Raw genomic sequence first — 23,412 nt, forward strand, 5'->3', positions numbered from 1 at the left:
CAGGCGCGTCTATTACTCAGACAATAGAGGTGTGAAATGCGAGCGATCAAGGTTGACCCGCGCGACGATGTCGCGGTGGCGATGGAAGCGTTGCCGGCGGGCGATCTCGTCACGGTCGGCGGTGTGGACGTGCGGCTGGCCGAGGATATTCCCGCCGGCCATAAATTTGCCGTGACACCGGTAACAGCCGGGCGGCCGGTGCTGCGCTATGGCTTCCCGATCGGAACCGCGCGCGCGGACATCGCGCCGGGCGCGCATGTCCACACGCACAATGTCGCGACCGCGCTCGCCACCGCCGGCGCGTACCGCTACGCGCCCGTCGCGGCCGCGCCCGCGGCCGCGCCGAGCGCGCGCACGTTCGAAGGCTATCTCCGCGCCGACGGATCGGTGGGGACGCGCAACGAGATCTGGATCATCCCCTCGGTCGGCTGCGTCGGGCGCACGGCGGAGCGGCTCGCCGCGCGCGCCGGGGGCGATCTGCCCGCCGGGGTCGACGGCGTCGTCGCCTTCCCGCATCCGTTCGGCTGCTCGCAGCTCGGCGACGATCTCGCCGGCACGACGCGCGTGCTCGCGGCGCTCGCCTGCCACCCCAATGCCGGCGGCGTGCTGCTGCTTGGCCTCGGCTGCGAATCGAACCAGCTCAGCGGCATGCTCGAACTGATCCCGCCCGAACGGCGCGACCGGATCCGCGTGGTCGGCGCGCAGGCGTCCGCCGATGAAATGGCCGAAGGACTGGCCGCGATCGCCGAACTGGTCGCGCTCGCCGCGCGGGACCGGCGCAGCACGGTGCCGCTCTCCGCGCTCACGCTCGGGGTGAAGTGCGGCGGCTCGGACGGGTTGAGCGGCCTCACCGCCAATCCGGTGATCGGCCGCATCGCCGACCGCGTCGGCGATGCTGGCGGGCGCGTGCTGCTCACCGAAATCCCCGAGATCTTCGGTGCGGAGCAATTGCTGATGGATCGCTGCACCAGCCGCGAGACATTCGACGCGCTGGTCTCGCTGGTCAACGGCTTCAAGGACTATTTCGTCCGCAACGGCGAGCCGGTCTCCGAAAACCCCAGCCCCGGCAACATCCGGGGCGGCATCACCACGCTGGAGGAAAAGTCGCTCGGCGCGGTGCAGAAGGGCGGGCACGTTCCCGTCACGGACGTGCTGCCCTATGCCGGGCGCGTGCGCCGCGCCGGGCTGACCTTGCTGGAGGCACCGGGCAACGACGCCGTCTCGACCACCGCGCTCGCGGCCGCGGGGGCGACGATGACCCTGTTCTCGACCGGGCGCGGCACGCCGCTCGGCAGCCCGGTGCCGACCGTCAAGATCGCCTCCAACGCGGCGCTCGCGGCGGCCAAGCCGGGCTGGATCGATTTCGACGCGGGCGCCGTGCTCGACGATGGTCTCGACGTCGCCGCCGACCGGCTGCTCGACCGGATCGTCGCGATCGCCTCGGGCGCGCGCACCCGCAATGAGGTCAACGAGGAACGCGCCATCGCGATCTGGAAGCGCGGTGTGACGCTGTAGCCCAAGGCAAAGCGGCTATACATGTCCCGGAAACCGCATTATCTGAGTCGCAATTCCACATCATGAAAGCATGCCGGTAGATCATGCGAAGGGGAGAGCGATGACGGCAGCCGACGCGGAAAAACTGACACCGGTGTCTCATCCGACGCCCCCGAGCGGCCGCTATCGCTGGGTGATCTGCGGGCTGTTGTTCGCCGTCACCGCGATCAATTACGTCGATCGCCAGATGATCGGCGTGCTCAAGCCCGTGCTGGCGAGCGATCTGCACTGGTCCGAGATCGACTATGCCAATGTCGTCTTCTGGTTCCAGGCGGCCTATGCGATCGGCTATATCGGTTTCGGCCGCTTCGTCGACGTGGTCGGCGCGCGCGTGGGCTATGCGGTCGCCTTCGCGATCTGGACCGCCGCGCACATCGCGCACGGCGCCGTCAACACGATCACCCAGTTCGCGATCGCGCGCTTCGCGCTCGGCATCGGCGAATCGGGCAACTTCCCGGTCGCGATCCGCGCCGTCACCGAATGGTTCCCGGCGCGCGAACGTGCCTTCGCGATCGGCGTGTTCAACGCGGGATCGAACGTCGGCGCGATCGTCACGCCGCTGCTGGTGCCGTGGCTGGTCGCGCTATACGCCGGCAACTGGCGGCCGGCGTTCGTCATCACCGGCGTCGTCAGCCTGATATGGCTGGTCGCGTGGGTGATCCTGTACCGCTCGCCCGCGAAACACGCGCGCGTCTCCCCCGAGGAGCGCGCCTGGATCGAGCAGGATCCCGCCGATCCGACCACGCCGATGCGCTGGCGCGACATCGTGCGGTTCCGCGAGACCTGGGCCTATGCGGCGGCCAAGTTCTGCATCGATCCGGTCTGGTGGTTCTATCTGTTCTGGCTGCCGGGGTATCTCGGCGAACGCTATCACCTCGATCTCAAATCGTTCGGGCCGCCGCTGGTCGCGGTATATCTGATGTCGGATATCGGTTCGGTCGCGGGCGGCTGGCTGTCGGGCCGGATGATGAAGGCGGGCTGGAGCGTCAACGCGGCGCGCAAGACGACGATGCTGATCTGCGCCTGCGCGATCCTGCCGATCTTCGCGGTGCAATCTGTCGATAATCTCTGGGTGGCGGTGTTCATCATCGGTCTGGCGACCGCCGGGCACCAGGCGTTTTCGGCGAACCTCTACACCCTGCCGTCCGATCTGTTCCCGCGATCGGCGGTCGGATCGGTGATCGGCATCGGCGGCGCGATCGGCGGGGTCGGGGGCATGCTGTTCTCGCTCTATGTCGGCCGCGTGCTTCAGGAGCTTGGCAGTTACGCGCCGATCTTCCTCGTCGCCGCCGCCGCCTATTTCGTCGCGCTGCTGATCGTGCAGGTGCTGTCGCCACGGCTCGCCCGCGTGACGATCGAGGCCGCATGAAATTGGTCAGACACCGCTCTTCCCGCGCCGCGCCCGCGCGGGTAAGGCTTGCCCATCGCTCTCCCGTATCGGACCTGTCGCCCGCATGACAAAACCGCTCACGCTCCACCCCGATCGGCTGTTCCCCGCCGAGCCGACCGTTCGCGAGATCGCGCGGCGGCTCTACGCTGGCGTCGCCGATCTGCCGATCGTCAGCCCGCACGGCCATACCGATCCGGCGTGGTTCGCGACCGATGCGCCGTTCAGCGATCCCTCGTCGCTGCTGATCGTGCCCGATCACTATGTGTTCCGCATGCTGTTCAGCCAGGGCGTCGCGCTCGAGACGCTCGGCGTGCCGACCGTCGACGGCAGCCTGACCGAGACCGATTCGCGCAAGATCTGGCACCTGCTCGCCAGCAACTATCATCTGTTCCGTGGCACGCCCTCGCGGATGTGGCTCGACTGGGTGTTCTCGGCGGTGTTCGGGCTCGACGTGCTGCTCGAACCCGAAACGGCCGACCTGTATTACGACACGATCGACGCCGCATTGAAGACCGAGGCGTTCCGCCCGCGCGCGCTGTTCGAACGCTTCAACATCGAGGTGATCGCGACCACCGAAAGCCCGCTTGATCCGCTCGCCCACCATGCCGCGATCCGCGCGAGCGGCTGGGGCGGGCGCGTCGTCACCGCTTATCGCCCCGATCCGGTGGTCGATCCCGAGGCGGCCAAGTTCGCCGACAACGTCCGCCGTTTCGGCGAGACCGCCGGCGAAGACGTGTCCACCTGGGAGGGCTATCTCGCCGCGCACCGCTTCCACCGCGCGCGCTTCCGCGAAGCCGGCGCGACCTCGACCGACCACGGCCATCCCTCGGCGCGCACCGCCGATCTCTCGCCCGAGGATGCCGCCGCGCTCTACGCGCGGGTGCTGGCGGGGGCGACGGCGGAGGACGCCGAGCTGTTCCGCGCGCAGATGCTCACCGAGATGGCGCGGATGAGCACCGAGGACGGCATGGTGATGCAGCTTCACCCCGGCGTCCACCGCAACCACAATGCCGCCGTGCTCGCGCGGTTCGGCCGCGACAAGGGCGCCGACATCCCGACGCAGGGCGAGTTCGTGGTGTCGCTCAAGCCGCTGCTCGACCGGTTCGGCACCGATCCCCGGCTGACGCTGATCCTCTTCACGCTCGACGAGGATGTTTACAGCCGCGAACTGGCGCCGCTCGCCGGCCATTATCCCTGTCTGCGGCTCGGCCCGCCGTGGTGGTTCCACGACAGCCCCGAGGGCATGCGCCGCTTCCGCGAGCGGACCACCGAGACGGCAGGCTTCTACAACACGGTCGGTTTCAACGACGATACCCGCGCGTTCCTGTCGATTCCGGCGCGGCACGATGTCGCGCGGCGGATGGATTGCGTGTGGCTCGCGCAGCTCGTCGCCGAGCATCGTTTGCCCGAGGACGAGGCGCATGACGTCGCGCGCGCGCTCGCCTATGATCTCGCCAAAGCGGCGTACAAGCTGTGAGGCTCTCGACCGAAGCCCTCGCCGGCCTGCCCGCCGAAATCGCGCGTCCGGCCTATGACCGAAGCGCGGTGAAGCGCGGTGTCGTCCATCTCGGCATCGGCGCGTTCCACCGCGCGCATCAGGCGGCCTATTTCGAGGCGGCCTTGGCGGCGGGCGATTTGCGCTGGGGCATCACCTCGGTGTCGCTGCGCTCGGGCAGCGTGCGCGATCAGCTCGCGCCGCAGGATTGCCTTTACGCCCTGGTGGTTCGCGATGGCGACGCGCGCAGCGTGTCGATCATCGGTGCCGAACAGGCGGTGCTGGTCGCGCCCGAAGACCCCGCCGCCGTCGTCGCCGCGCTCGCGCATCCCGATGCGCGGATCGTCACGCTGACGATCACCGAGAAGGGCTATAAGCTCGATCGCGCCAAGGGCACTTTGCTCGCCGACGATGCCGATGTCGCCGCCGATTGCGCATCGCTCGCCGCGCCGCGTACCGCGCCGGGCTTCCTAGCCGCCGGCCTCGCCGCGCGCCGCAGCGCCGGGCTCGGCCCGCTGACGGTGATCTCGTGCGACAATCTGCCCCACAATGGCGCGTTGCTGCGCGAAGCCGTGCTGGCGGTGGCGCGCGCCAACGATCCCGCGCTCGCTGAGTGGATCGCCGCCGAAGTGGCGTTCCCCGCCTCGATGATCGACCGCATCGTTCCCGCCACCACCGACGCCGATGTCGCTGCGCTCGCCGCCGATCTCGGTGTGGAGGACCGCGCCATGGTCAAGACCGAGCCGTTCAGCCAGTGGGTGATCGAGGACCATTTCGTCACCGAACGTCCTGATTTCGCCGCGCTTGGCGTACAACTCACCCAGGCGGTCGCGCCATGGGAGGATGCCAAGCTGCGGCTGCTCAACGGCGCGCATTCGGGGATCGCCTATCTCGGCGCGCTTGGCGGCGACGCGTTCGTCCATGAGTTCGTCGCGACTCCGGCTGGGCGCGGCTTCGTCGATGCGCTGTGGGACGAGGCGCAGACCACGCTCGATCCGCCCGAGGGGCTCGACATCGCCGCCTATCGCACCGCGCTGATGGGCCGCTTCGCCAACAGCGCGCTCCAGCACCGCACCCGTCAGATCGCGATGGACGGCTCGCAGAAACTCCCCCAGCGGCTGCTCGCGACGATCGCGGTGCGGCGGACGGCGGGCGCTCCCGTGGATGCGCTCGCGCTGGCGGTGGCGGCGTGGATGCGCTGGCAGGCGGGCGTCACCGATGCCGGCGAGACGTTCACGGTCGACGATCCCGCCGTCGAGACGCTTGGCGCGTTGTCGGCCGGAGCGTCGGATACGGGGGCGCGGGTGGATGCGCTGCTCGGATTCTTCGGCTTCGCGGCGGATGCCGAGGTGCGTGGGACGTTGGTGCGCCACCTGACCACACTCGAAACCGACGGCGCGCGGGCGGCGGTGGGCCGGTTCGGCTGATCTTTCCTAATCAGACGCGCACCATTCCCCGTTCGCCCTGAGCTTGTCGAAGGGCGTGCCAGATATGCCGCGTTGCGCGTGGCGCACGTGCTTCGACAAGCTCAGCACGATCGGGGGAAGGACAGCGTTAGAGCAGCCCCGCCTTCACCCGCACCCTTGGCGCGAAGGCGATCGGGTTGCGCATCGGCAGCGTGAAGCCGGTTGCGGTCGCTTCGAACGCATCGTCGGGCTGGGTGCGCACCGCATCCTCGGCGGCGCTGCTCGCGCCGACGAAGAAATGCACCAGCACGTCGCCGGGACGACCGACGATGCCGCCCTCAAACCGGCGGCGTTCGAGTTCGGCCATTGGATGCGGCAGATGCGCGTCGCCCGCGCCGAAGCGGCGCTCGCGCTCGACCACGCCGTCGCGGAGCAGGCGGCTCGTCACCGTGATCTCGTGCGGCAATTCGCCGAGCCGCACCTCGGGGCCGAGCGCGGTCGGGCGCGGGCTGAGCTGCGCGGGGAAATGGCGGTGCGTGCGCGCGGCGGCGTGATCGTGGAAGCGGTTGCCGAGCACGAAGCCGATCCGCACGGGCGCGCGATCCGCCGCGATCAGATACAGGCCGGCGATCTCGGGCCGCTCGCTGCCGTCGAGCGCGAATTCGGGCACCGTCAGTACCGTGCCCGGGCCGGTCAGCGAACGCCCGTCGCCGCGATAGCGCCAGCCCGAACCGCGCCCCGCCGCCGCCGCGCCGCTGTCGCTGACATGCAGCCGCGTGGGATCGGGCAGGTCGATCGGCGCGAGCAGCCGCACCATGCGCAGGTTGAGCGGCTCGCCCAGCCGGGCTTCCGCGAGCTCGGCGAGCGGTACGCCGGTGTCCAGCGCATGTTCGGCGAGATCGGCGAGCGTGGCGGCGCCCTTGATGCGCCGGGCGAAGCCGCCGATCAGCGCGGCGACCCCGCGCGCGCCGTCTTCGAACTGGATCAGGCTGTCGATCATCCCGCCTTCGCGTCCCTCGGCGCCGAAGCTACTCCGCGCGCGCGCCGGGTCAATCGCTTTGTCAGGCGGCGAGCATCGCGCAGGCGTCGCCGATCGCGGCATAGATCGCGTCGAGATCGGCATCGTCGATGCAGTACGGCGGCATCACATAGACGGTGTTGCCGAGCGGGCGCAGCAACAGATCGCGGTCGCGGAAGAAGCCGAGCAGGCGCGGTCCCAAAGTCGAAAGATAGCCGCCGTTTGGATCGGCGATATCGAGCGCGGTGACGGTACCGAGCTGGCGCTTGCCGCCAATCGCGGGGTGATCGAGCGCCGCCAGCCGGACGGCCTGCCGGTGTGATAGATCGGCGATCCGCGCCGCGACCGGCTCGTCGCGCCAGATCTCGAGATTGGCGCGCGCGGCGGCGCAGGCGATCGGGTTGGCGGTGTAGCTCGACGAGTGGAAGAACATCGTCGCGCGGTCCTGCGAACAATGCGCGGCATAGATCGGCTCGGTCGCCAGCGTGACGGCGAGCGGGATCGCACCGCCGGTCAAGCCTTTGGACAGGCAGAGGATATCGGGCACCACGCCCGCCTGGTCGCATGCCAGCAGCGTGCCGGTGCGGCCCCAGCCGGTCATCACCTCGTCGGCGATGAACAGCACGCCATGGCGCGCGCAGATGTCGCGCATCGCCGCGAGCGTCTCGGTCGGGTAGATCAGCATGCCGCCCGCGCCGAGCAGCAGCGGCTCGACGATGAACGCCGCCGCGCCCGCCCGGCATTCCGCCTCAAGCGCGTCGAGCGTTGCCTGTTCGTGCCCGGCGGCTGGGAAGGGGATCGTGCCGACGTCGAACAGCAGCGGCGCATAGGCCCGGTTGAACACGCCACGCGCGCCGACCGACATCGCCCCGATCGTGTCGCCATGGTAGCTGTGCTCGAGCACGAGGATGCGGTGGCGCGGTGCGCCGCGATTGGCCCAGAAGCCGAGCGCCATCTTGAGCGCGACCTCGACGCTGGTCGATCCCGAATCGGAATAGAACACGCGGGTGAGCGCGGGGGGCAGCGTGGCGATCAACCCGCGCGCGAGCGCCTCGGCGGGTTCGTGCGTCCAGCCAGCGAAGATGATCTGGTCGAGCTTTTGCGTCTGCGCGGCGATCGCCGCCATGATGCGCGGGTTGCGGTGCCCGTGCGTCGTCACCCACCAGGACGAGATCGCATCGACGATCCGCCGCCCGTCCTGCGCGTACAGCGCGGCACCCTCGCCATGCGTGACGAGCGGGATCGGCTCGCCGAGGCCGTGCTGCGTGAAAGGGTGCCAGACTGGCGAGGGGGATGAGGAGGAGGAGACGCTCACCGCCCCCACCCGTTCGCACTGAGCGAAGTCGAAGTGCGTGTCTCAAACGCGACGCTTTTGGCGCGTCCTTCGACTTCGCTCAGGACGAACGGGGGAGGGAAGGTCATGCGAAATCCTCCAACCGGAAGTTGTCGGCGAACGCCGCCCGCAAGTGCTCCGCATCGAGTGTCTCCAGCCGTGGCAACCGCCCGAGCCGCTTGACCCCGCCGATCGCGGCGATCGTCGCCTCGCTGTCTTCATTGGCATCGCCGTTGAAGGCGACGCCGAGGATCGGCACTCCGCGTGCGCGCAACGCCTCGATCGAAAGCAGGCTGTGGTTGATCGTCCCCAGTGCGGTGCGCGCGACCAGCACCACTGGATGACCCCAGCGTGCGAACAGATCGGCGAACAGCAGCGTGCGCGTCACCGGCACCAGCACCCCGCCCGCGCCTTCGATGACGAGCGGGCCATCGACGTTCGGCGGCGTGAGTCGCGCCGGGTCGATCGTCACGCCGTCGATCTCGGCGGCGCGGTGTGGCGAGCAGGGCGTGTTCAGCCGATACGCCTCGGGCAGCACGCGCGTCACACCGAGCGCGGCGACGCGCGCCGCGTCGGTACCGTCGTCGAGTCCCGCCTGCACCGGCTTCCAATAGGCCGCGCCGAGCGCCGCCGCGAGACCGGCGGCGAACACCGTCTTGCCCGCGTCGGTATCGGTACCGGTGACGATGATCGTCTTCATGCCAGCGCCCCTTCGATTGCGCGCGCAAGCCCGTCGAGATCGGCTTCGCACGCGTTGAGCGTCACCGAGATGCGCAGCCGCGACGTTCCCGCCGGCACGGTCGGCGGACGGATGCCGCGTACGTCATAGCCCGCCGCCTGCACCGCGCTCGCGACGCGCATCGTCGTCGCATCGTCGCCGAGCACCAGCGGCAGGATTTGCGATCCGGTCGGGGTGACGCCGCACGGCGCGAGCGCGGCCTCGGCGTGCGCCACCAGGGTGCGCAGTCGGTCTCGCCGTTCGGGTTCGTCAGCGAGGATCCGCAATGCGGCGCGCACCGCGCTCGCCATCAGCGGCGAGGGCGCGGTCGAGAAGATGAAGCCGCGCCCGCGATTGACGAGGAAATCGCGGACCACGCGCGGACCGCACACCAGCGCGCCCTCGCAGCCCAGCGCCTTGCCGCACGTCCGCAGCGTGACGACATTCTCGCGCCCCTCGAACGCGGCGGCGAGCCCGCGTCCGTTGGCGCCGAACACACCGGTCGCGTGCGCCTCGTCGATCAGCAGCACGGCGTCATGCCGCGCCGCGACCTCGGCGAGATCCTCCAGCGGCGCGCGGTCGCCATCCATGCTGTACAGGCTCTCGACCGCGATCCACGCGCGTCCGGTGCCGCCCCGCGCGCGCCACGCGGCGATCGCGTCGTCAAACCCCTGTGGATCATTGTGTGGCACGCCCACAGTCTCGGCGCGGCCGAGCCGCATCCCTTCATGCGCGCTGGCGTGGATCAGCGCGTCGTACACCACCAGGTCGCCGCGCTGCGGCAGCGTGCCGAGCAGTGCGGCGTTGGCGGCGTACCCGCTCGAAAAATACAGCGCCGCCTCGCTCCCGAAAAACGCCGCCGCTTCGGCTTCGAGCGCGTCATGCTCGGGATCGTTGCCGCGGAGCAGCCGCGACCCGCCCGATCCGACCGCGACCCCGCGCGCCAGCGCCTCCATCACGGCGCCGCGCAGACGGTCCGACGTGGCGAGGCCGAGATAATCGTTCGAGGAAAAGTCCACGCCGCTGCGTGGGAACAGCCCCCGCAACCTGTCGCGCGCGGCGAGGTCCGCGAGATCATGGGCATGGGCGGCAAGCAACGACATTGGCAACGCTCGGTAGCGCGCTGCGCGAAATGCTCAAGCGGCTAGGCGGGGATGATCCTCGCACGGAACCAGTCGGCGACGGCATCTTCCTCGAGCGATCCGGCCGCCAGCGCCAGCACCATGCGGATCGCCTCGGCCTTGTCGAATGCGATCTGCACGCCATTGAGCTTGAGGAAAAGTCGCGCGATCACCCAGGCCGTGCGCTTGTTACCGTCGTTGAACGGATGATTGCGCGCGATCCCGAACGCATAAGCCGCAGCCAGCGCACAGGGATCATCCTCCCCATACGCATGTTTGTTGACGGGACGCGCGAGCGCCGATTCGAGCAGTCCGGCATCCTTGACGCCCGCCAGCCCGCCATGTTCGGCCAACTGCCGATCATGAACGGCGTAGGCGACCGCCGCGCTGAGGAACTTCGGTTCGATCATGCGGCATCAGCGCGCGAGCACGGCGAGGATATCGCGATCCTCGCGCATGATGTCCTCGGCGGCCTCCATCGCGGCGAGGAAATCGGGATCGGTCGCCGACATGCTGTAGCCATTCGGGGCGTCGTTCAGATAAATCGAATCGCCCTGAGAAACGCGCAGTCCGGCAATGACATCCTTGGGCAGGATGACGCCCATCGAATTGCCGATCTTGATGAGCTTGAGCTTGCGGACGTGTTCGGTTGGCGCGTTCATACGTATGTTATAACACACACCCGCTTGGCCCTCAACCGTTCACCCGCTACGCCGAGGCTGCACCCGGGAGAATTGCATGTCGTCGTCCAAGCAGGGGGAATCGAACCTCGTTATCTTCGCGGCGCTTGCCGCCAATCTCGGCATCGCCGTCGCCAAGTTCATCGCCGCCGCGATCAGCGGGTCGTCGTCGATGCTGACCGAGGGGTTCCACTCGGTCGTCGACAGCCTCAACCAGATCTTGCTGCTCTACGGGCAGCATCGCGGCAAGCGGCCGCCCGATATCGACCATCCGTTCGGCTATGGCCGCGAGCTGTATTTCTGGAGCTTCGTCGTCGCGATCCTGATCTTCGCGGTCGGCGCCGGTGTGTCGGTGTACGAGGGGCTCGTCCATATCGAGGAGCCCGAGCCGCTGCGCGATCCGCTCGTCAACTATGTCGTGCTCGCCATCGCGTTCGCGCTGGAGGGCGGATCGTGGCTGCTCGCGATGCGCGGATTCGCCGCCGACAATCGCGGACGCGGCTGGTGGAGCGCGGTGCGGCGGTCGAAAGACCCGGCCGGGTTCATCGTGCTGTTCGAGGATTTGGCGGCGCTCGCCGGCCTCGTCATCGCCGCGGTCGGCGTGTGGGCGAGCCATCATTTCAACGATCCGCGCATCGACGGCGTCGCCTCGATCCTGATCGGGGTGTTGCTCGGGCTGATCGCGATGGTGCTCGCGCGGGAGGCGAAGGGATTGCTGATCGGCGAGGGCGCCGATCCCGCGATCGTGGCCGAGGTGCGTGCGATCGTCGATGCCTATCCGGTCATCACCTCGGTCAACCATGTCCGCACCATCCACACCGCGCCCGACAGCGTGTTCGTCGCGATCAGCGCCGATTTCGAAGACTCGCTGACGATGGGCGACGCCGAGACGATCATCGAGACGATCGAGACCGATCTCAAGGCGCGCCTGCCGATCCTCTCGTCGATCTACATCCGGCCCGAAAAGCGCGAGAATGCGGCGATCCTGCCGGTGGACGAACCCGCGGCGGCATAGTCCGCCCGCCCCGGACCGGACGCGGGGCGCTACTCCGCCGCCACCGCCGTCATCACCTGCCGCCGTGCGCGCGGCCGCGCCGCGCCGCGCGTGCCGCTGTAGAGCAGGCTCAGCGCCGGCGAGCGCTCGATCAGCGCGGCGATGCCGAGCGTCGCCGCGAGCGTGCCGCACGCCACCACCACGAAGCCGATCTCCGGCGGCAGCCCGACGCCATCGACGACCAGCGCGAGCCAGACGATCACCGGCACGTGGAACAGATACACCACGAACGATCCGCGCACGAGCCGGTCGGTGACCGGGCTGGCGCGATCGAACGATTGCCGCGCGACCGAGAGGATCACTTGCGTCACCAGCATCGCCGCGCCCGCGCCGACGAAGCGATAGAGCGGCGGCCAGCTATGCCCGTAGAACGCCAGTGCCAGCGCGGTCGCCGCCACCGCCAGCGCCGCCACCCCCGCCCGCCGCTCGCCCATCGCCGCGAGCGTCTCCGGCGCGCGCTGGAGCGCGAGCCCGAGCACGAACCACGGCAACGCGCCGAGCAGATCGTCGAGCCGCAAAATCTCCTGCGGCAGCGTGGTGTTGAGGTGGGCGGCGTAGAACAGCTCGATCGTCACCGCCTCGAACAGCCCGACGGCGATGCCGAGCAGCAGCAGCGTGGCGAGCGGGCGGCGCGCCGCCCAGCGGTCGATCCCCTCGGGCAGCGGGGCGGTGCGCAGGGCCGGCCATATCCGCGCCGCCAGCGCGGTCGCGCCGCACAGATATAGCAGCACGATGATGAACCACAGATGCCGCACCCAATAGCCGCCCGAGGTGAGCGACAGATTCCGCCACGATTCGAGCGCCTGCGCGGGTGCGAAGTTGGACAGTTCGCAGCCGATGTTGAGCAGCGGAATAATCGTGACGAGACTGGCGAGGAACGGAATGCCGAGCCGCGTCAGCCGCGCGCGGAACCAGCCGCCGGGCGGATATTTGGTCAGGCTGAGCGCGGCGAAATAGCCCGCGACCAGGAAGAAGGCCGGCATGCGGAACAGGTGGATCGCCTCCGCGACATAATCGAGCACCGGCGCGTGCCGATGGGTCGCGACGATCCAGCCGCCCGCCTGAAAGGCGAGCGCGCTGTGATAGGGGATGCCGAGCAGCATCAGCGCCGCGCGGAGCGTATCCCAATAATGCTGGCGCGCGCTGGGGCGGCGGGCTGATCCTGCGTCCATACCGCACGATAACCGCGTCGCGGCTGAATGGCTCCGTAACGACATCGCGAAAGACCGGGCTGGATGAACCGTTCGTCCCGAACCGGACCCGGTCGGGGGCGGGAAAACCGCGCACCGGTTCGCCGGTGAAGGCACTGTTTCTTAGGGGCGTGCGTTTCTCCGCCGTATCTGCTATGGAGCCGCGCTTATCGCGCGACTTGCGCGTCCAGCATTCGGAAAATCATGCCCTTTACCCACCTTCCCGCGCTTCTTGGCGAAGCGCTCACCGCACGCGGGTATGCCGCGCCGACTCCCGTCCAGGCCGCCGTCATCGCGCCCGAGGCCGAAGGCCGCGACCTGATCGTTTCCGCGCAGACCGGTTCGGGCAAAACCGTCGCGTTCGGGCTCGCCATCGCGCCGCAACTGCTGACCGAGGACGGCAAGCTGCCGCCGGCGCGCGCGCCGCTCGCGCTCGCCATCGCGCCGACGCGTGAACTCGCGCTGCAGGTCAGCCGCGAACTCGAATGGCTGTACGGCAAGGCCGGCGCACGCATCTCGACCTGCGTCGGCGGCATGGACGCCTCGCGCGAGCGCCGCTCGCTCAGCCACGGCGCGCATATCGTCGTCGGTACGCCGGGCCGCCTGCGCGACCATATCGAGCGCGGCGCGCTCGATCTGTCGCAGCTCAAGGCGGCGATTCTCGACGAGGCCGACGAGATGCTCGACATGGGCTTCCGCGAGGATCTCGAGCAGATCCTCGACGCGACCCCCGACTCGCGCCGCACGCTGATGTTCTCGGCGACGATGCCCAAGTCGATCGTCGCGCTCGCCAAGCGCTACCAGAAGGATGCGCTGCGCATCACCACGGTCGGCGAGGATCGCGGGCATGGCGACATCAGCTATCAGGCGGTCACGGTCGCGCCGCCCGACATCGAGAATGCCGTCGTCAACCTGCTGCGCCTCCACGAAGCCGAAACCGCGATCCTGTTCTGCGCGACGCGTGACAACGTGCGGCATCTCCACGCCGGGCTGACCGAGCGCGGCTTCTCGGCGGTGGCGCTGTCGGGCGAGCATAGCCAGAACGAGCGCAACGCCGCGCTCCAGGCGCTGCGTGACCAGCGCGCGCGCGTCTGCGTCGCCACCGATGTGGCGGCGCGCGGCATCGATCTGCCGACGGTCACGCTCGTCATCCACGTCGAGCTGCCGCGCGACGCCGAGACGCTCCAGCATCGCTCGGGCCGCACCGGCCGCGCCGGCAAGAAGGGCACCGCGGTGCTGATCGTGCCGTATCAGCGCAAGCGCCGGGTCGAGATGATGCTGCGCGGCGCGCGCATCGCGGTCGAATGGCTGCCGGTGCCGAGCGTGGACGACATCCGCAAGGCCGATCGCGAACGGCTGATGACCCAGCTTCTCGAACCCGTCGAGGTCGATGAGGACGATCGCGCGCTCGCCGCGAAATTGCTCGAACAGAAGACCCCGGAGGAGATCGCCGCCGCGCTGGTCCGCTCGTTCCGCGCGCGCATGCCCGCGCCCGAGGAGATGCTCGCCGAAGGTCCGGCCGAGCGCGCGCCGGGCAAGGAGCATCATCGCGCCGGCTTCGACGACGTGGTGTGGTTCCGCATGGACATCGGCCGCCGCGAGAATGCCGATCCGCGCTGGATCCTGCCGCTGATCTGCCGGCGCGGGCACATCACCAAGAACGAGGTCGGCGCGATCCGCATCGCCGCCAACGAGACCGCGTTCCAGATCCCGCGCGCGCTGGCGGGCAAGTTCCTCGCCTCGGTCAAGCGCACCCAGGGCGAGGAGGCCGAGGGCGGGGTGCAGTTCGAGCAACTCGCCAACGGGCCGCAGGAGGCCCCGCGCGGACCACGCCGCGCGAACGGGCCGGCGCCGGTGCGCCACACCGCCCGACCGACGCTGCGCGGCAAGCGGCCGCAGCGGTAAGCGACGCCCGCGCCGACCCCGTCCGTGCCGGGCACGCGGAGGCCATCGCGGCCCTGCGCGCCCCCGTTCGGCACGGACGCGGGACGGCAATTCGACGGTAACCATGACCCGCTCTGGTGCCGATTGAGCACACCTGAGCACGACCTGCGCTCGGGACTAGCGCGGGTGCCATGCGGGCGCTAAGCGACAGCCATGCTGGCACCCAAACCCAAAGACTGGATCATGGCGATCGCCCCCTACATACCGGGGCGATCGACGGTTGATGGCGGCGCGAAGGCCGTCAAGCTCTCCTCGAACGAAAACGCGCTCGGCACCAGCCCGAAGGCGATCGCCGCGTTCGCGTCGCATAGCGGCGATCTCGCACGCTACCCCGATGCGAGCGCGACCGAACTGCGCGCGGCGATCGGCGCGAAATATGATCTGGAACCGGACCGGATCATCTACGGTACCGGATCGGACGAGATTCTCCACCTCATCGCGGGCGCCTATGCCGGGCAGGGGGACGAGGTGATCCACGTCCGCTACGGTTTCACCGTGTACGAGATCGCGACGCGGCGGGTCGGCGCGCTGCCGGTGATCGCGCGCGACAAGGATTACGCGACCGACGTCGATGCGATCCTCGCGTGCATGACCAGCAAGACGCGAATCGTCTTCATCGCCAACCCCAACAACCCGACCGGCACCTTCACCTCGCGCGCGGAGATCGCGCGCCTGCACGCCAATCTGCCCAACCGCGTGATGCTGGTGATCGACCAGGCCTATGCCGAGTTCCTCGATCCCGAGGACGACGACGGCGCGCTAGAACTGGCGCGAACCGCCCCCAATGTGATCGTGACGCGCACCTTCTCCAAGATCCACGGCCTCGCCGCCGAGCGGATCGGCTGGGGGTACGGCTCGGCCGAGGCGGTCGCGGCGATGCACCGCATCCGCGCGCCGTTCTGCTGCACGATCGCGGGCCAGGCGGCGGCGATCGCGGCGGTGCGGGATGACGAGTGGATCGAGAAGACGCGCGAGCACAATCGCGTGTGGCGCGCGTGGCTCACCGAGGAAATCGAGAAGCTGGGCGCGGCGAGCCTGCGCGTGGTGCCGAGCGAGGCGAACTTCGTGCTGGTGCTGTTCGAAGGCGCGCTGACCGCCGAGACGGCCTACACCCAGTTGATGGAGCGCGGCTATATCGTGCGCTGGCTGCCCGGCCAGGGGCTGGCGAACGGCCTGCGTATCACGATCGGCACCGAGGAAGAGACGCGCGGTGTCGCGGCGGCGCTGCGGGACATCGTCGCCGGGGTGTGAGCGGCTTCCGGCGCGCGGCCTTGGCAACGCCCGGCCCGCGTGGTTAGGTGTGCGCCGATGACAAGGAAGACGATCGCTTGAGAATCGCCGCAATCGTTGGGCTTTTGTGCGGCTGCGCGGCGCTCGCCGGCTGCGGCGGCAAGGATCGGCCCGCGCCGGGCGGCACCGCCCCCGCCGGCGCGGTCGCGCCCGAACGGAACTGGCGGCTGGTCGCCACCGATGACGATCGCAACCGGCTGCGCGGCTGGCGCGACACCTGGCTGGCGGCGGTCGACAAGGCGCGCAAGGGCGGGCGTGGCGCCGCGATCGACGGCCTGCACGAACTCGCCGATCCCGACCGTGCGCTCACCGATCCGCTGCCGCCGGCGGGCGCGTATCGCTGCACCGTGTACAAGATCGGCGCCAACGGCACCGCGATGGCCGATTTCACCGCGTTCGAGCCGACCGACTGCGAGATCGTCGGCGGCGGCGGGCTGCTCGAATTCCACAAGACCGGCGGCGTGCAGCGCCCCGACGGGCTGCTCTACCCCGATGGCGCGCGCGCGGTCTTCCTCGGCACGATGGTGTATGGCGACGAGGACAAGCCGTTCCGCTACGGGCAGGACCGGCTGCGCGACATGGTCGGCTATATCGAGCGGATCGGGCCGAAGCGCTGGCGGCTGGTGCTGCCCGCGCCGCGCTTCGAATCGATGCTCGACATCATCGAGATCGTGCCGGCGTAACGCCGCCTAGCGCGTCTCGAACGCGCGGACGCCCTTGCCGAGCGTGTTGGCGCCGATCGCGAGGCGCTCGTGGCTATAGTCGGCGACGAAGGCCGGGCTGCGCGTCTCGCCCGGCGCGAGGGTGGCGGTGTTGCCCTCGATCCGCAGGCCCGCCGCGCTATGATCGTGCGCTTCGGCGGCGATGACGATGAAGCCGGTCCAATTCTCCTTGTCGCGGCCCTGGACGAAGGTGTTGCCGCGGATCGTGCCGGTCGCGCCGTTGGGCAGGTCGATCATGTAGTTTGTCTTATGCCCGGCGGTATCGTCGAAACTGGTGTCGGCGATCGTCACGCGCGGACCGCGCACCTTGACGTAATGGCCACCGCGCCCGCGCTCGAAGCGCGAATGGGTGACGGTGACCGGTCCTTGCGTCTCCAGATAAATCGCGTGCGCGCAGCTCGGGCTTTCGTCGCACTGGCCGAGCCCCGAGAAGGTGCTGTGGTCGATCATGATCGCCATGTCCGCGCCCGCGCCGCCGAGGATGCCCTCCTGGCTGTCGAGGAACATCGCGTTGCGCACGGTGAGATCGCCACGTTCGATGCGGATGCCCGCGCCGTTGCCGTCGCCGACGCGCAGCCCCCGGAAGACGATGCCATCGACCACCGCGCCGTCGCCGCGCAGCACCAGCGCCGCCTTGCCCTCGCAGGTCGTCTGCTCAAAGATAACGCGGCCGGGCACCGCCGCCTTGAAGGTGATGTGCCCGGCCTGCTGGATCGCGCATTGGTGATAGGTGCCGGGGGCGATCAGGATCGTGGCGTCCTGCCCGCGAATCGCCATCAGCGCCTCGTCGAGCCGCGCGAAGCCTTGGCCGCCCTGGACGGTGAACGGCTGCGGGCCGCTCTGGGCCGCGACCGGCGCGGCGAGCGCGAGCGTGGCGAGGGCAAGAAGAGGACGCATCGGCAAGACTCCCTTGGGCGCGGGGAATGCCCGCGCGCGAAGGGTCTGAGAAGGCGCATTGAGGGTTAACCTGTTCCCGGTTCGGAACACCGCGCGTCGAGCGGAGCGTGCGGGAACTCTGTCAGATGCTCTTGCTGATCCCGAAGAAGAACCCGCGCCGCTGGCCATATTGCGGCGCGCCGACGCCGACGCCCGAGCCGTCGCGAATCTCATAGACATGGTCGAACAGGTTGAACACGTCGGCGCGGACCTCGATGCCCGGCCCCTTGAAGCTGTGGCTCGCGCTGATGTTGAACACCGCATAGCCGGGCAGCTTGCCGCCATTGGGCACCGCGCCGTCTCGGCGCAGCCCCGACCCGTAGATCATGCTCGCCGCGAGCTTGCTGTCGCGCAGGATGCCGTCGTCGAAACGGTACGACGCGCCGGCCGAGCCGGTCCAGGTCTGGTCGTGGTCGAGATAGATATATTGGCGGCTGATCGTGGCGAGATCGGCGGGATCGAAATTGAACTGGCCGCTGCTGATGTCGGTGCCCTGCGCCTTGGCGTGGGCGATATTGCCGTAGATCAGCCAGCCGCGATGCGTGTAGCTGATATTGCCCTCGATCCCGTCGATCCGCCCGCGCCGGTAGTTGAACGGCGTCAAAATGATCGGCGCGCCGAACTGGCCCTCGTCGAGCAGGTTGCGCGAGCGGCGGTGATAGGCGTCCACGCCGATCGTGACTGGGCCGATCTTCTGTTCGGCGCCGATGTCGAAATAGTCCTGCCGCTCGGCGAACGGCACGTCGCCGTAGGTGCCGGGCGCGGCGCCGCTGGTGCCGACGAACTTGGCGATCGTGGTGGTGGCGACGTTGGCGAAGGGTGCGGGCGAGAAATAGCGCGCATAGCCGGCATGGATCGTGAACCCGCCCGGCGGCGACCACACCGCGTTGACGCGGGGGCTGAGCTGCTGCTCGCTGCGATAGCCGTCATAATGGTCGAACCGGCCGCCGAAGTTGATCGTGACGTGGTCGATCGGCTGCCATTCGTCCTGGAGATAGACGCTGTAGGTCATCTCGGTCGCCGAACCATTGTCGGCGATCGCGATCGGCTGGCCGGTCTGCGCGCCGGACGCGTCGACCGGGAAGACCTGCGTGCTGGTGCGGCTGGTGCCGTGGTCGCGCGTCACGACGAAGCCGCCGCGTAGCGTATGCGCGCCGCTCAGCCGGTACACGCCTTCCACCTGGACGCCGGTGGTGAAATCCTGCTTTTTCGCCGCCTGCGCGATGCCGTTGAACAGCAATTCGCCGAGCACGTCGGGCGTGTATTGCAGTAACGAGTAGCGCGCGAAGATCGAGCCTTGCAGCGTCACCGGCCCGGCATCGTGGAGCAGGCTGAGGATGCCGAACGCGGTCTTCTCATGCTGGCGCTCGTCGAGATCATCGCTGAGGAAATCGGTGACGCCGCCGACGCTGTAGCCGCTGTCGGGGTGCAGCCCGCGCGGGTTGGGGATCTGGAAGCGCTGGTCCGAATAGCCGCCGATCAGCGAGACGCGGTTGCCGTCGTCGATGGTGTGATCGAGATAGACGAAGCCCTGATACTGGTTGGTGGTGTCGTGCAGGGCATCGGTGCTGCCATCGACCGATTCGATGCCGAGATCGTTGTGGCGGTAGCTCGCCGTGACGAAATAATTGGTGTTGCCGGTGTTGCCGCCATATTCGACGCTCGGCTCGATCGTGCCGCGGCTGCCGCCGTAGAGCGAAACCTCGCCGCCGTTCTGGAAGCCGCTCTTGGTGGTGATGTCGATGATGCCCGCCGTGCGCAGCCCGTATTGCGCGGGCAGCGCGCCGGTGCGCAGATCGAATCGGTCGACCAGGCGGGGGGAAAGCGTCTGCCCGAACACGGCGATGCCTTCGGGCAGGATCGTCCCGTTGATGCGATATTGCAGATTGGCGTGGTCGTCGCGAACGTGGAGTTGCCCCGCGCCGTCCTGCGACACGCCGGGCAATTGCAGCAGGATCTGGTTGAGCTGCTGGTTGTCCCCGCCGGGCAGCGCCTGGATCGTCGCGTTCGAGATGGAATAGGTGGTCGCGCCGAGGCTCGGCTGGATCGAGGCGCGCGCGGCGTCGAGCCGGCCGGTCACGACGATGTCCTTGGGCTGGTCGGCTGGCTGATTCGCCGGCGCCTGGGCCGGGGCCGGCTGATCGTCAGCGAAGGCGGGCGTGGCGAACAGCGCGCAGCCGCATAGCAGCAGGATTCGAAGGGGCATGGGCTGGGAGGCTCCGGCTATGACGACCATGATACGATGTAATGTCGCAGCATCGTCAAGCCTCCCGGGCCGATCCTGCATGGTCCCGATGCCGGTGCAAACCTTGCGGATTGCTGAACCGGCGGTTCGGGCGGTGGTGGGCTCGCCGGGATTCGAACCCGGGACCTACAGATTAAAAGTCCGTTGCTCTACCGACTGAGCTACGAGCCCCCAAACCGAAGGACGCCCGTTAGGGACGGTTCGCCCGCCGGTCAACCGCGCGTATCCGCGCGGCAAGCTGGCGGATGGTACGCCCCGATTGCGGATCGCGCCAGAGCGGGGCGATTCGCGCGAGCGGATCGAGCACGAAGCGGCGCGCGCGGAAGGCCGGGTGCGGGATGGCGAGGTGGGGCATCCGCACGCGCCCGCCGCTCCACAGGATGATGTCCAGGTCGATCACGCGTTCGCCCCAGCGCCGCCCGCGCCGCCGCCCGAACGCCCGCTCGATCGCCTTGAGCGCGGCGATCAGGTCGGCGGGATCAATCTCCGTCTCCAGCACCACCGCGCTGTTGGCGAAGCGCCGTGACGACGGGCCAAGCGGTGCGGTGTCGAACACCGGCGCGACCGCGCGCACGTCCCCGAGCCGGCCGAGCGCGGTGATCGCGGCGCGCAGTTCGGCGGCGGGGGCGCCGTGGCGGCCGCGGCGGTTCGATCCGAGCGCGAGGGCATAGCTTGTCGGCATGGCGGCACCCGCCTACGCGAACGCGATGCTGACCCCAAGTGCCATACCCTCCGAGTCGGTGCCCGCCGGCCCGCCGCCAAGCCCGCTGCCCAACACCGAGCCGCCGCACGATTGCCCGCTGTGCCCCCGTCTGGTCGCGCTGCGCGAGTCGCTGCGCGTCGAATATCCGGGCTGGTGGAATGCGCCGGTGCCCGCGCTCGGCGACCCGGATGCGTGGCTCGGCATCATCGGCCTCGCGCCGGGCAAGCACGGTGCGAACCGTACCGGGCGGCCGTTCACCGGCGATTACGCGGGCGACCTGCTGTTCGCGACGCTCGCCAAATTCGGCCTCGCCTCGGGCGTGTACGAGGCCAGACCCGATGATTCGCTCCGGCTGGAGGGCGCGATCATCCTCAATTCGGTCAAATGCCTGCCGCCCGAGAACAAGCCCAGCCCCGAGGAAATCCGCACCTGCCGCCCCTTCGTCCAGAATCAGGTGGCGGTGCTGCCCAAGGCGCGCGTGTTCATCGCCTTGGGGCAGATCGCGCACCAATCGGCCGTCAAGGTGCTCGGCGGGCGGCTCCCCAAAGCGCGGTTCGCGCATCTCGCCGAGCATCGCATGCCCGACGGGCGCGTGCTGATCGATAGCTATCACTGCTCGCGCTACAATCAGAACACCGGGCGGCTGACCGCCGAGATGTTCGAAGCGGTGTTCGCGCGCGCGCTGGAGCTGCGCGGGGGGTGAGAGGGCGCGCTAGCCTTTTCCACCGTTCGTGCTGAGCGAAGTCGAAGCACGTGCCCCAAACGCCACGTACTTGGCACGTGCTTCGACTTCGCTCAGCACGAACGGGTGGGATGTGGAGCGGCAGCGCCGGCCATGCGGTATGCCTGAAACACGAGCACGGGGGAGAGCGCCTCGCTCGATCCCCCGCGCTATCGCAATCGCCGGTGCCGGTCTTACCGGCGGCGTCCTCCCCAGGGCGTTCTTATGTTCGATACGGCGGCTACGACAATCGGAGGCGTAGCCGAGTCGAAATCAAAAAAAAAGGCCGGTACGAGACCGGCCATGAAAGTTTTAGGAGAGGATGCCTGAAAGGCACACTCTTTGTGCGCCGCAACACGGCTGCTCGCAAGTGCAAAATTTGCAATTACAATTGCATTAATGCGACGACACGGTGTCCAGCGGGGTTGAGCTGCGGAACCGGGCCGATGATAGCGTTCACACGTCCTGCGAGAGCCGCCCGTACAGCTCGGGCCGGCGATCGCGGAAAAACCCGAATGCGGCACGGTGCCGCTTGACGCGATCGAGATCGAACCGTGCGGTCAGCACGCCCGTCTCGCCCGCGCCGAACTCCGCGACCAGATCGCCGCGCTCGTCGCAGATGAAGCTGTGCCCGTAGAAGGTCTGGCCATGTTCGGTGCCGATTCGATTCGCCGCCACCACCGGCACCACGTTCGACACCGCATGGCCGATCATCGCGCGCCGCCACAGCCGCGAGGTGTCGAGATCGGCGTCATGCGGTTCGCTGCCGATCGCGGTCGGGTAGAACAGGATCTCGGCGCCCATCAGCATCATCGCGCGGGCGGTCTCGGGATACCATTGATCCCAGCACACGCCGACGCCGAGCGTCGCCTGCGGACCCGGCCAGACCTTGAAGCCGGTATTGCCGGGGCGGAAGTAGAATTTCTCCTCATAGCCAGGCCCATCGGGGATGTGGCTCTTGCGGTACACGCCCATCACCCCGCCATCGGGGCCGATCATCGCCAGCGAATTGTAGTGATGCGGCCCGTCCGCCTCGAAGAAGCTGGTCGGGATATAGACGTTCAGCTCCTTGGCGAGCGCCTGCATCGCCAGCACCGCCTTGTGCTCGGCGGTGGGCTTGGCGGTGGCGAACAGCCCCTCGTCCTCGACTCGGCAGAAATATTCGCCCTCGAACAGTTCGGGCGGCAGGATCACCTGCGCGCCCTTCCCCGCCGCCTCGCGGACGAGTTCTGAGACATGGGCGATATTGGCATCAATATCGTTGCTGAAGGCGAGCTGCAGCGCAGCGACGGTGATCTCGGTCATGACGCTCCCTTAGCGGGTGCGTGTGACATCCGCACCCTCCCGCCGGCAAAATCGCGCGAGCGAGGGCGCGGAGATGGGGATGGGCGGGGCGTTCGGGAAGGTGGGGCGGTTGTCGTCGGGCGCTAGACTAAAGCCCCTCCCTGGAAGGGAGGGGTTTGGGGTGGGTCGGCCCGAGACGATGCGCGACCGCTGCCATGATCGCTTCGGCCACGCCATCGGTATTCTCGCGAACCTCGCTGTTCCAGAATCGCAAGACACGCGAGCCAAGGCTCTCGAGGAATAGCGTGCGCGAGTCGTCATAAGCGACGGCATCGATGTGCTGACTGCCGTCGAGTTCGACCACCAATTTGATCGAGCGACACGCGAAGTCGACGATATAGCTGCCGATCGGAAGTTGTCGCGTGAAGCGGGGACGCAGGTGGCGAAGGCGCGACCACAAGGCGCGCTCCTCCGCAGTTGCGGCGTTGCGCAACAGGCGAGCGTTTGCCGTCATGTGAGGGGCTATTCGAGGCATCGCATGAGGATGCCGTCGCCTAATACGGAGAGCAACCCACCCCCAACCCCTCCCTTCCAGGGAGGGGCAAAAG

Annotated in this window: 21 protein-coding genes and 1 tRNA gene; 9 read left to right on the forward strand and 13 right to left on the reverse strand. The window is 68.6% G+C overall.

Features of this window, described 5'->3' with window-relative positions:
- The first annotated feature begins 36 nt into the window (after window positions 1–36).
- From BLS81_RS14930 to BLS81_RS14945, 4 genes are all read left to right on the forward strand, one after another.
- Window positions 37–1,515, forward strand: a complete 1,479-nt coding sequence (locus BLS81_RS14930) for a UxaA family hydrolase (RefSeq protein WP_093225019.1) — start codon at window positions 37–39, stop codon at window positions 1,513–1,515.
- A 100-nt stretch (window positions 1,516–1,615) separates the two neighbouring features.
- The gene (locus BLS81_RS14935; protein WP_093225021.1) at window positions 1,616–2,923 is read left to right on the forward strand and encodes an MFS transporter; all 1,308 of its coding nucleotides are present in this window, start codon (window positions 1,616–1,618) and stop codon (window positions 2,921–2,923) included.
- A gap of 85 nt (window positions 2,924–3,008) precedes the next feature.
- The gene (uxaC, locus tag BLS81_RS14940) at window positions 3,009–4,421 is read left to right on the forward strand and encodes a glucuronate isomerase (protein WP_093225022.1); all 1,413 of its coding nucleotides are present in this window, start codon (window positions 3,009–3,011) and stop codon (window positions 4,419–4,421) included.
- The gene (locus BLS81_RS14945) at window positions 4,418–5,866 is read left to right on the forward strand and encodes a mannitol dehydrogenase family protein (RefSeq protein ID WP_093225024.1); all 1,449 of its coding nucleotides are present in this window, start codon (window positions 4,418–4,420) and stop codon (window positions 5,864–5,866) included. The genes uxaC and BLS81_RS14945 overlap by 4 nt, the downstream gene beginning before the upstream one ends.
- A gap of 127 nt (window positions 5,867–5,993) precedes the next feature.
- On the opposite strand, the gene BLS81_RS14950 is transcribed toward BLS81_RS14945, so the two are convergent.
- From BLS81_RS14950 to BLS81_RS20825, 6 genes are all read right to left on the reverse strand, one after another.
- Entirely contained in the window at window positions 5,994–6,845 is an 852-nt protein-coding gene (locus tag BLS81_RS14950) for an FAH family protein (RefSeq protein ID WP_143023368.1), read from the reverse strand.
- A gap of 61 nt (window positions 6,846–6,906) precedes the next feature.
- Window positions 6,907–8,178, reverse strand: a complete 1,272-nt coding sequence (locus BLS81_RS14955) for an adenosylmethionine--8-amino-7-oxononanoate transaminase (protein WP_093225120.1) — start codon at window positions 8,176–8,178, stop codon at window positions 6,907–6,909.
- Window positions 8,179–8,281: 103 nt separating this feature from the next.
- Window positions 8,282–8,896 carry a dethiobiotin synthase gene (gene bioD, locus BLS81_RS14960; protein ID WP_093225027.1) on the reverse strand — a complete coding sequence of 205 codons (615 nt, stop codon included), beginning with the start codon at window positions 8,894–8,896 and terminating at the stop codon, window positions 8,282–8,284.
- Window positions 8,893–10,017, reverse strand: a complete 1,125-nt coding sequence (locus BLS81_RS14965) for an 8-amino-7-oxononanoate synthase (protein ID WP_093225028.1) — start codon at window positions 10,015–10,017, stop codon at window positions 8,893–8,895. The genes bioD and BLS81_RS14965 overlap by 4 nt, the downstream gene beginning before the upstream one ends.
- A gap of 41 nt (window positions 10,018–10,058) precedes the next feature.
- Window positions 10,059–10,445, reverse strand: coding sequence for a type II toxin-antitoxin system death-on-curing family toxin (locus BLS81_RS20820; protein ID WP_176787191.1), 387 nt, complete (start codon window positions 10,443–10,445; stop codon window positions 10,059–10,061).
- Window positions 10,446–10,451: 6 nt separating this feature from the next.
- A complete protein-coding gene (locus tag BLS81_RS20825) occupies window positions 10,452–10,697 on the reverse strand; it encodes an AbrB/MazE/SpoVT family DNA-binding domain-containing protein (protein WP_176787192.1) in 246 nt (81 codons plus the stop codon).
- A gap of 76 nt (window positions 10,698–10,773) precedes the next feature.
- Between BLS81_RS20825 and BLS81_RS14975 the strand changes: the two genes are divergently transcribed.
- Window positions 10,774–11,730 (forward strand): cation diffusion facilitator family transporter, encoded by a 957-nt coding sequence (locus tag BLS81_RS14975; RefSeq protein ID WP_093225030.1) that lies wholly within the window; start codon window positions 10,774–10,776, stop codon window positions 11,728–11,730.
- Window positions 11,731–11,759: 29 nt separating this feature from the next.
- Here the strand turns inward: BLS81_RS14975 and BLS81_RS14980 are convergent, their stop codons facing one another.
- A complete protein-coding gene (locus tag BLS81_RS14980; RefSeq protein WP_176787193.1) occupies window positions 11,760–12,941 on the reverse strand; it encodes an acyltransferase family protein in 1,182 nt (393 codons plus the stop codon).
- Window positions 12,942–13,163: 222 nt separating this feature from the next.
- Between BLS81_RS14980 and BLS81_RS14985 the strand changes: the two genes are divergently transcribed.
- The 3 genes from BLS81_RS14985 (at window position 13,164) to BLS81_RS14995 (ending at window position 16,876) form a co-directional block, all read left to right on the forward strand.
- Window positions 13,164–14,864, forward strand: a complete 1,701-nt coding sequence (locus BLS81_RS14985) for a DEAD/DEAH box helicase (protein ID WP_093225033.1) — start codon at window positions 13,164–13,166, stop codon at window positions 14,862–14,864.
- A 192-nt stretch (window positions 14,865–15,056) separates the two neighbouring features.
- A complete protein-coding gene (gene hisC, locus BLS81_RS14990) occupies window positions 15,057–16,154 on the forward strand; it encodes a histidinol-phosphate transaminase (protein ID WP_093225035.1) in 1,098 nt (365 codons plus the stop codon).
- 77 nt (window positions 16,155–16,231) lie between these two features.
- On the forward strand, window positions 16,232–16,876 hold the full coding sequence (locus BLS81_RS14995) for a DUF4893 domain-containing protein (protein ID WP_256326261.1): 645 nt from the start codon (window positions 16,232–16,234) through the stop codon (window positions 16,874–16,876).
- Between the two features lie 6 nt (window positions 16,877–16,882).
- Here the strand turns inward: BLS81_RS14995 and BLS81_RS15000 are convergent, their stop codons facing one another.
- The 4 genes from BLS81_RS15000 to folK all read right to left on the reverse strand — a co-directional run bounded on the left by BLS81_RS15000 (window position 16,883) and on the right by folK (window position 20,778).
- Window positions 16,883–17,812, reverse strand: a complete 930-nt coding sequence (locus BLS81_RS15000; protein WP_093225038.1) for a right-handed parallel beta-helix repeat-containing protein — start codon at window positions 17,810–17,812, stop codon at window positions 16,883–16,885.
- Between the two features lie 121 nt (window positions 17,813–17,933).
- Window positions 17,934–20,057, reverse strand: a complete 2,124-nt coding sequence (locus BLS81_RS15005) for a TonB-dependent receptor (RefSeq protein ID WP_093225039.1) — start codon at window positions 20,055–20,057, stop codon at window positions 17,934–17,936.
- A gap of 134 nt (window positions 20,058–20,191) precedes the next feature.
- A tRNA-Lys gene (locus tag BLS81_RS15010) sits at window positions 20,192–20,267 on the reverse strand.
- 19 nt (window positions 20,268–20,286) lie between these two features.
- Window positions 20,287–20,778, reverse strand: a complete 492-nt coding sequence (gene folK / locus BLS81_RS15015) for a 2-amino-4-hydroxy-6-hydroxymethyldihydropteridine diphosphokinase (RefSeq protein WP_093225041.1) — start codon at window positions 20,776–20,778, stop codon at window positions 20,287–20,289.
- A gap of 25 nt (window positions 20,779–20,803) precedes the next feature.
- Here folK and BLS81_RS15020 point away from each other — a divergent pair, with 25 nt between their 5' ends.
- A complete protein-coding gene (locus tag BLS81_RS15020) occupies window positions 20,804–21,502 on the forward strand; it encodes a uracil-DNA glycosylase (RefSeq protein ID WP_093225121.1) in 699 nt (232 codons plus the stop codon).
- Between the two features lie 474 nt (window positions 21,503–21,976).
- Here the strand turns inward: BLS81_RS15020 and aguB are convergent, their stop codons facing one another.
- Window positions 21,977–22,825, reverse strand: a complete 849-nt coding sequence (gene aguB, locus BLS81_RS15025) for an N-carbamoylputrescine amidase (protein ID WP_093225042.1) — start codon at window positions 22,823–22,825, stop codon at window positions 21,977–21,979.
- Between the two features lie 127 nt (window positions 22,826–22,952).
- Window positions 22,953–23,339: an endonuclease domain-containing protein gene (locus tag BLS81_RS15030; protein ID WP_093225044.1), complete on the reverse strand. Its 387-nt coding sequence runs from the start codon at window positions 23,337–23,339 to the stop codon at window positions 22,953–22,955.
- Window positions 23,340–23,412 lie beyond the last annotated feature (73 nt).

This window comes from Sphingomonas sp. NFR15 (genome assembly GCF_900103265.1).
Lineage (GTDB): Bacteria > Pseudomonadota > Alphaproteobacteria > Sphingomonadales > Sphingomonadaceae > Sphingomonas > Sphingomonas pollutisoli.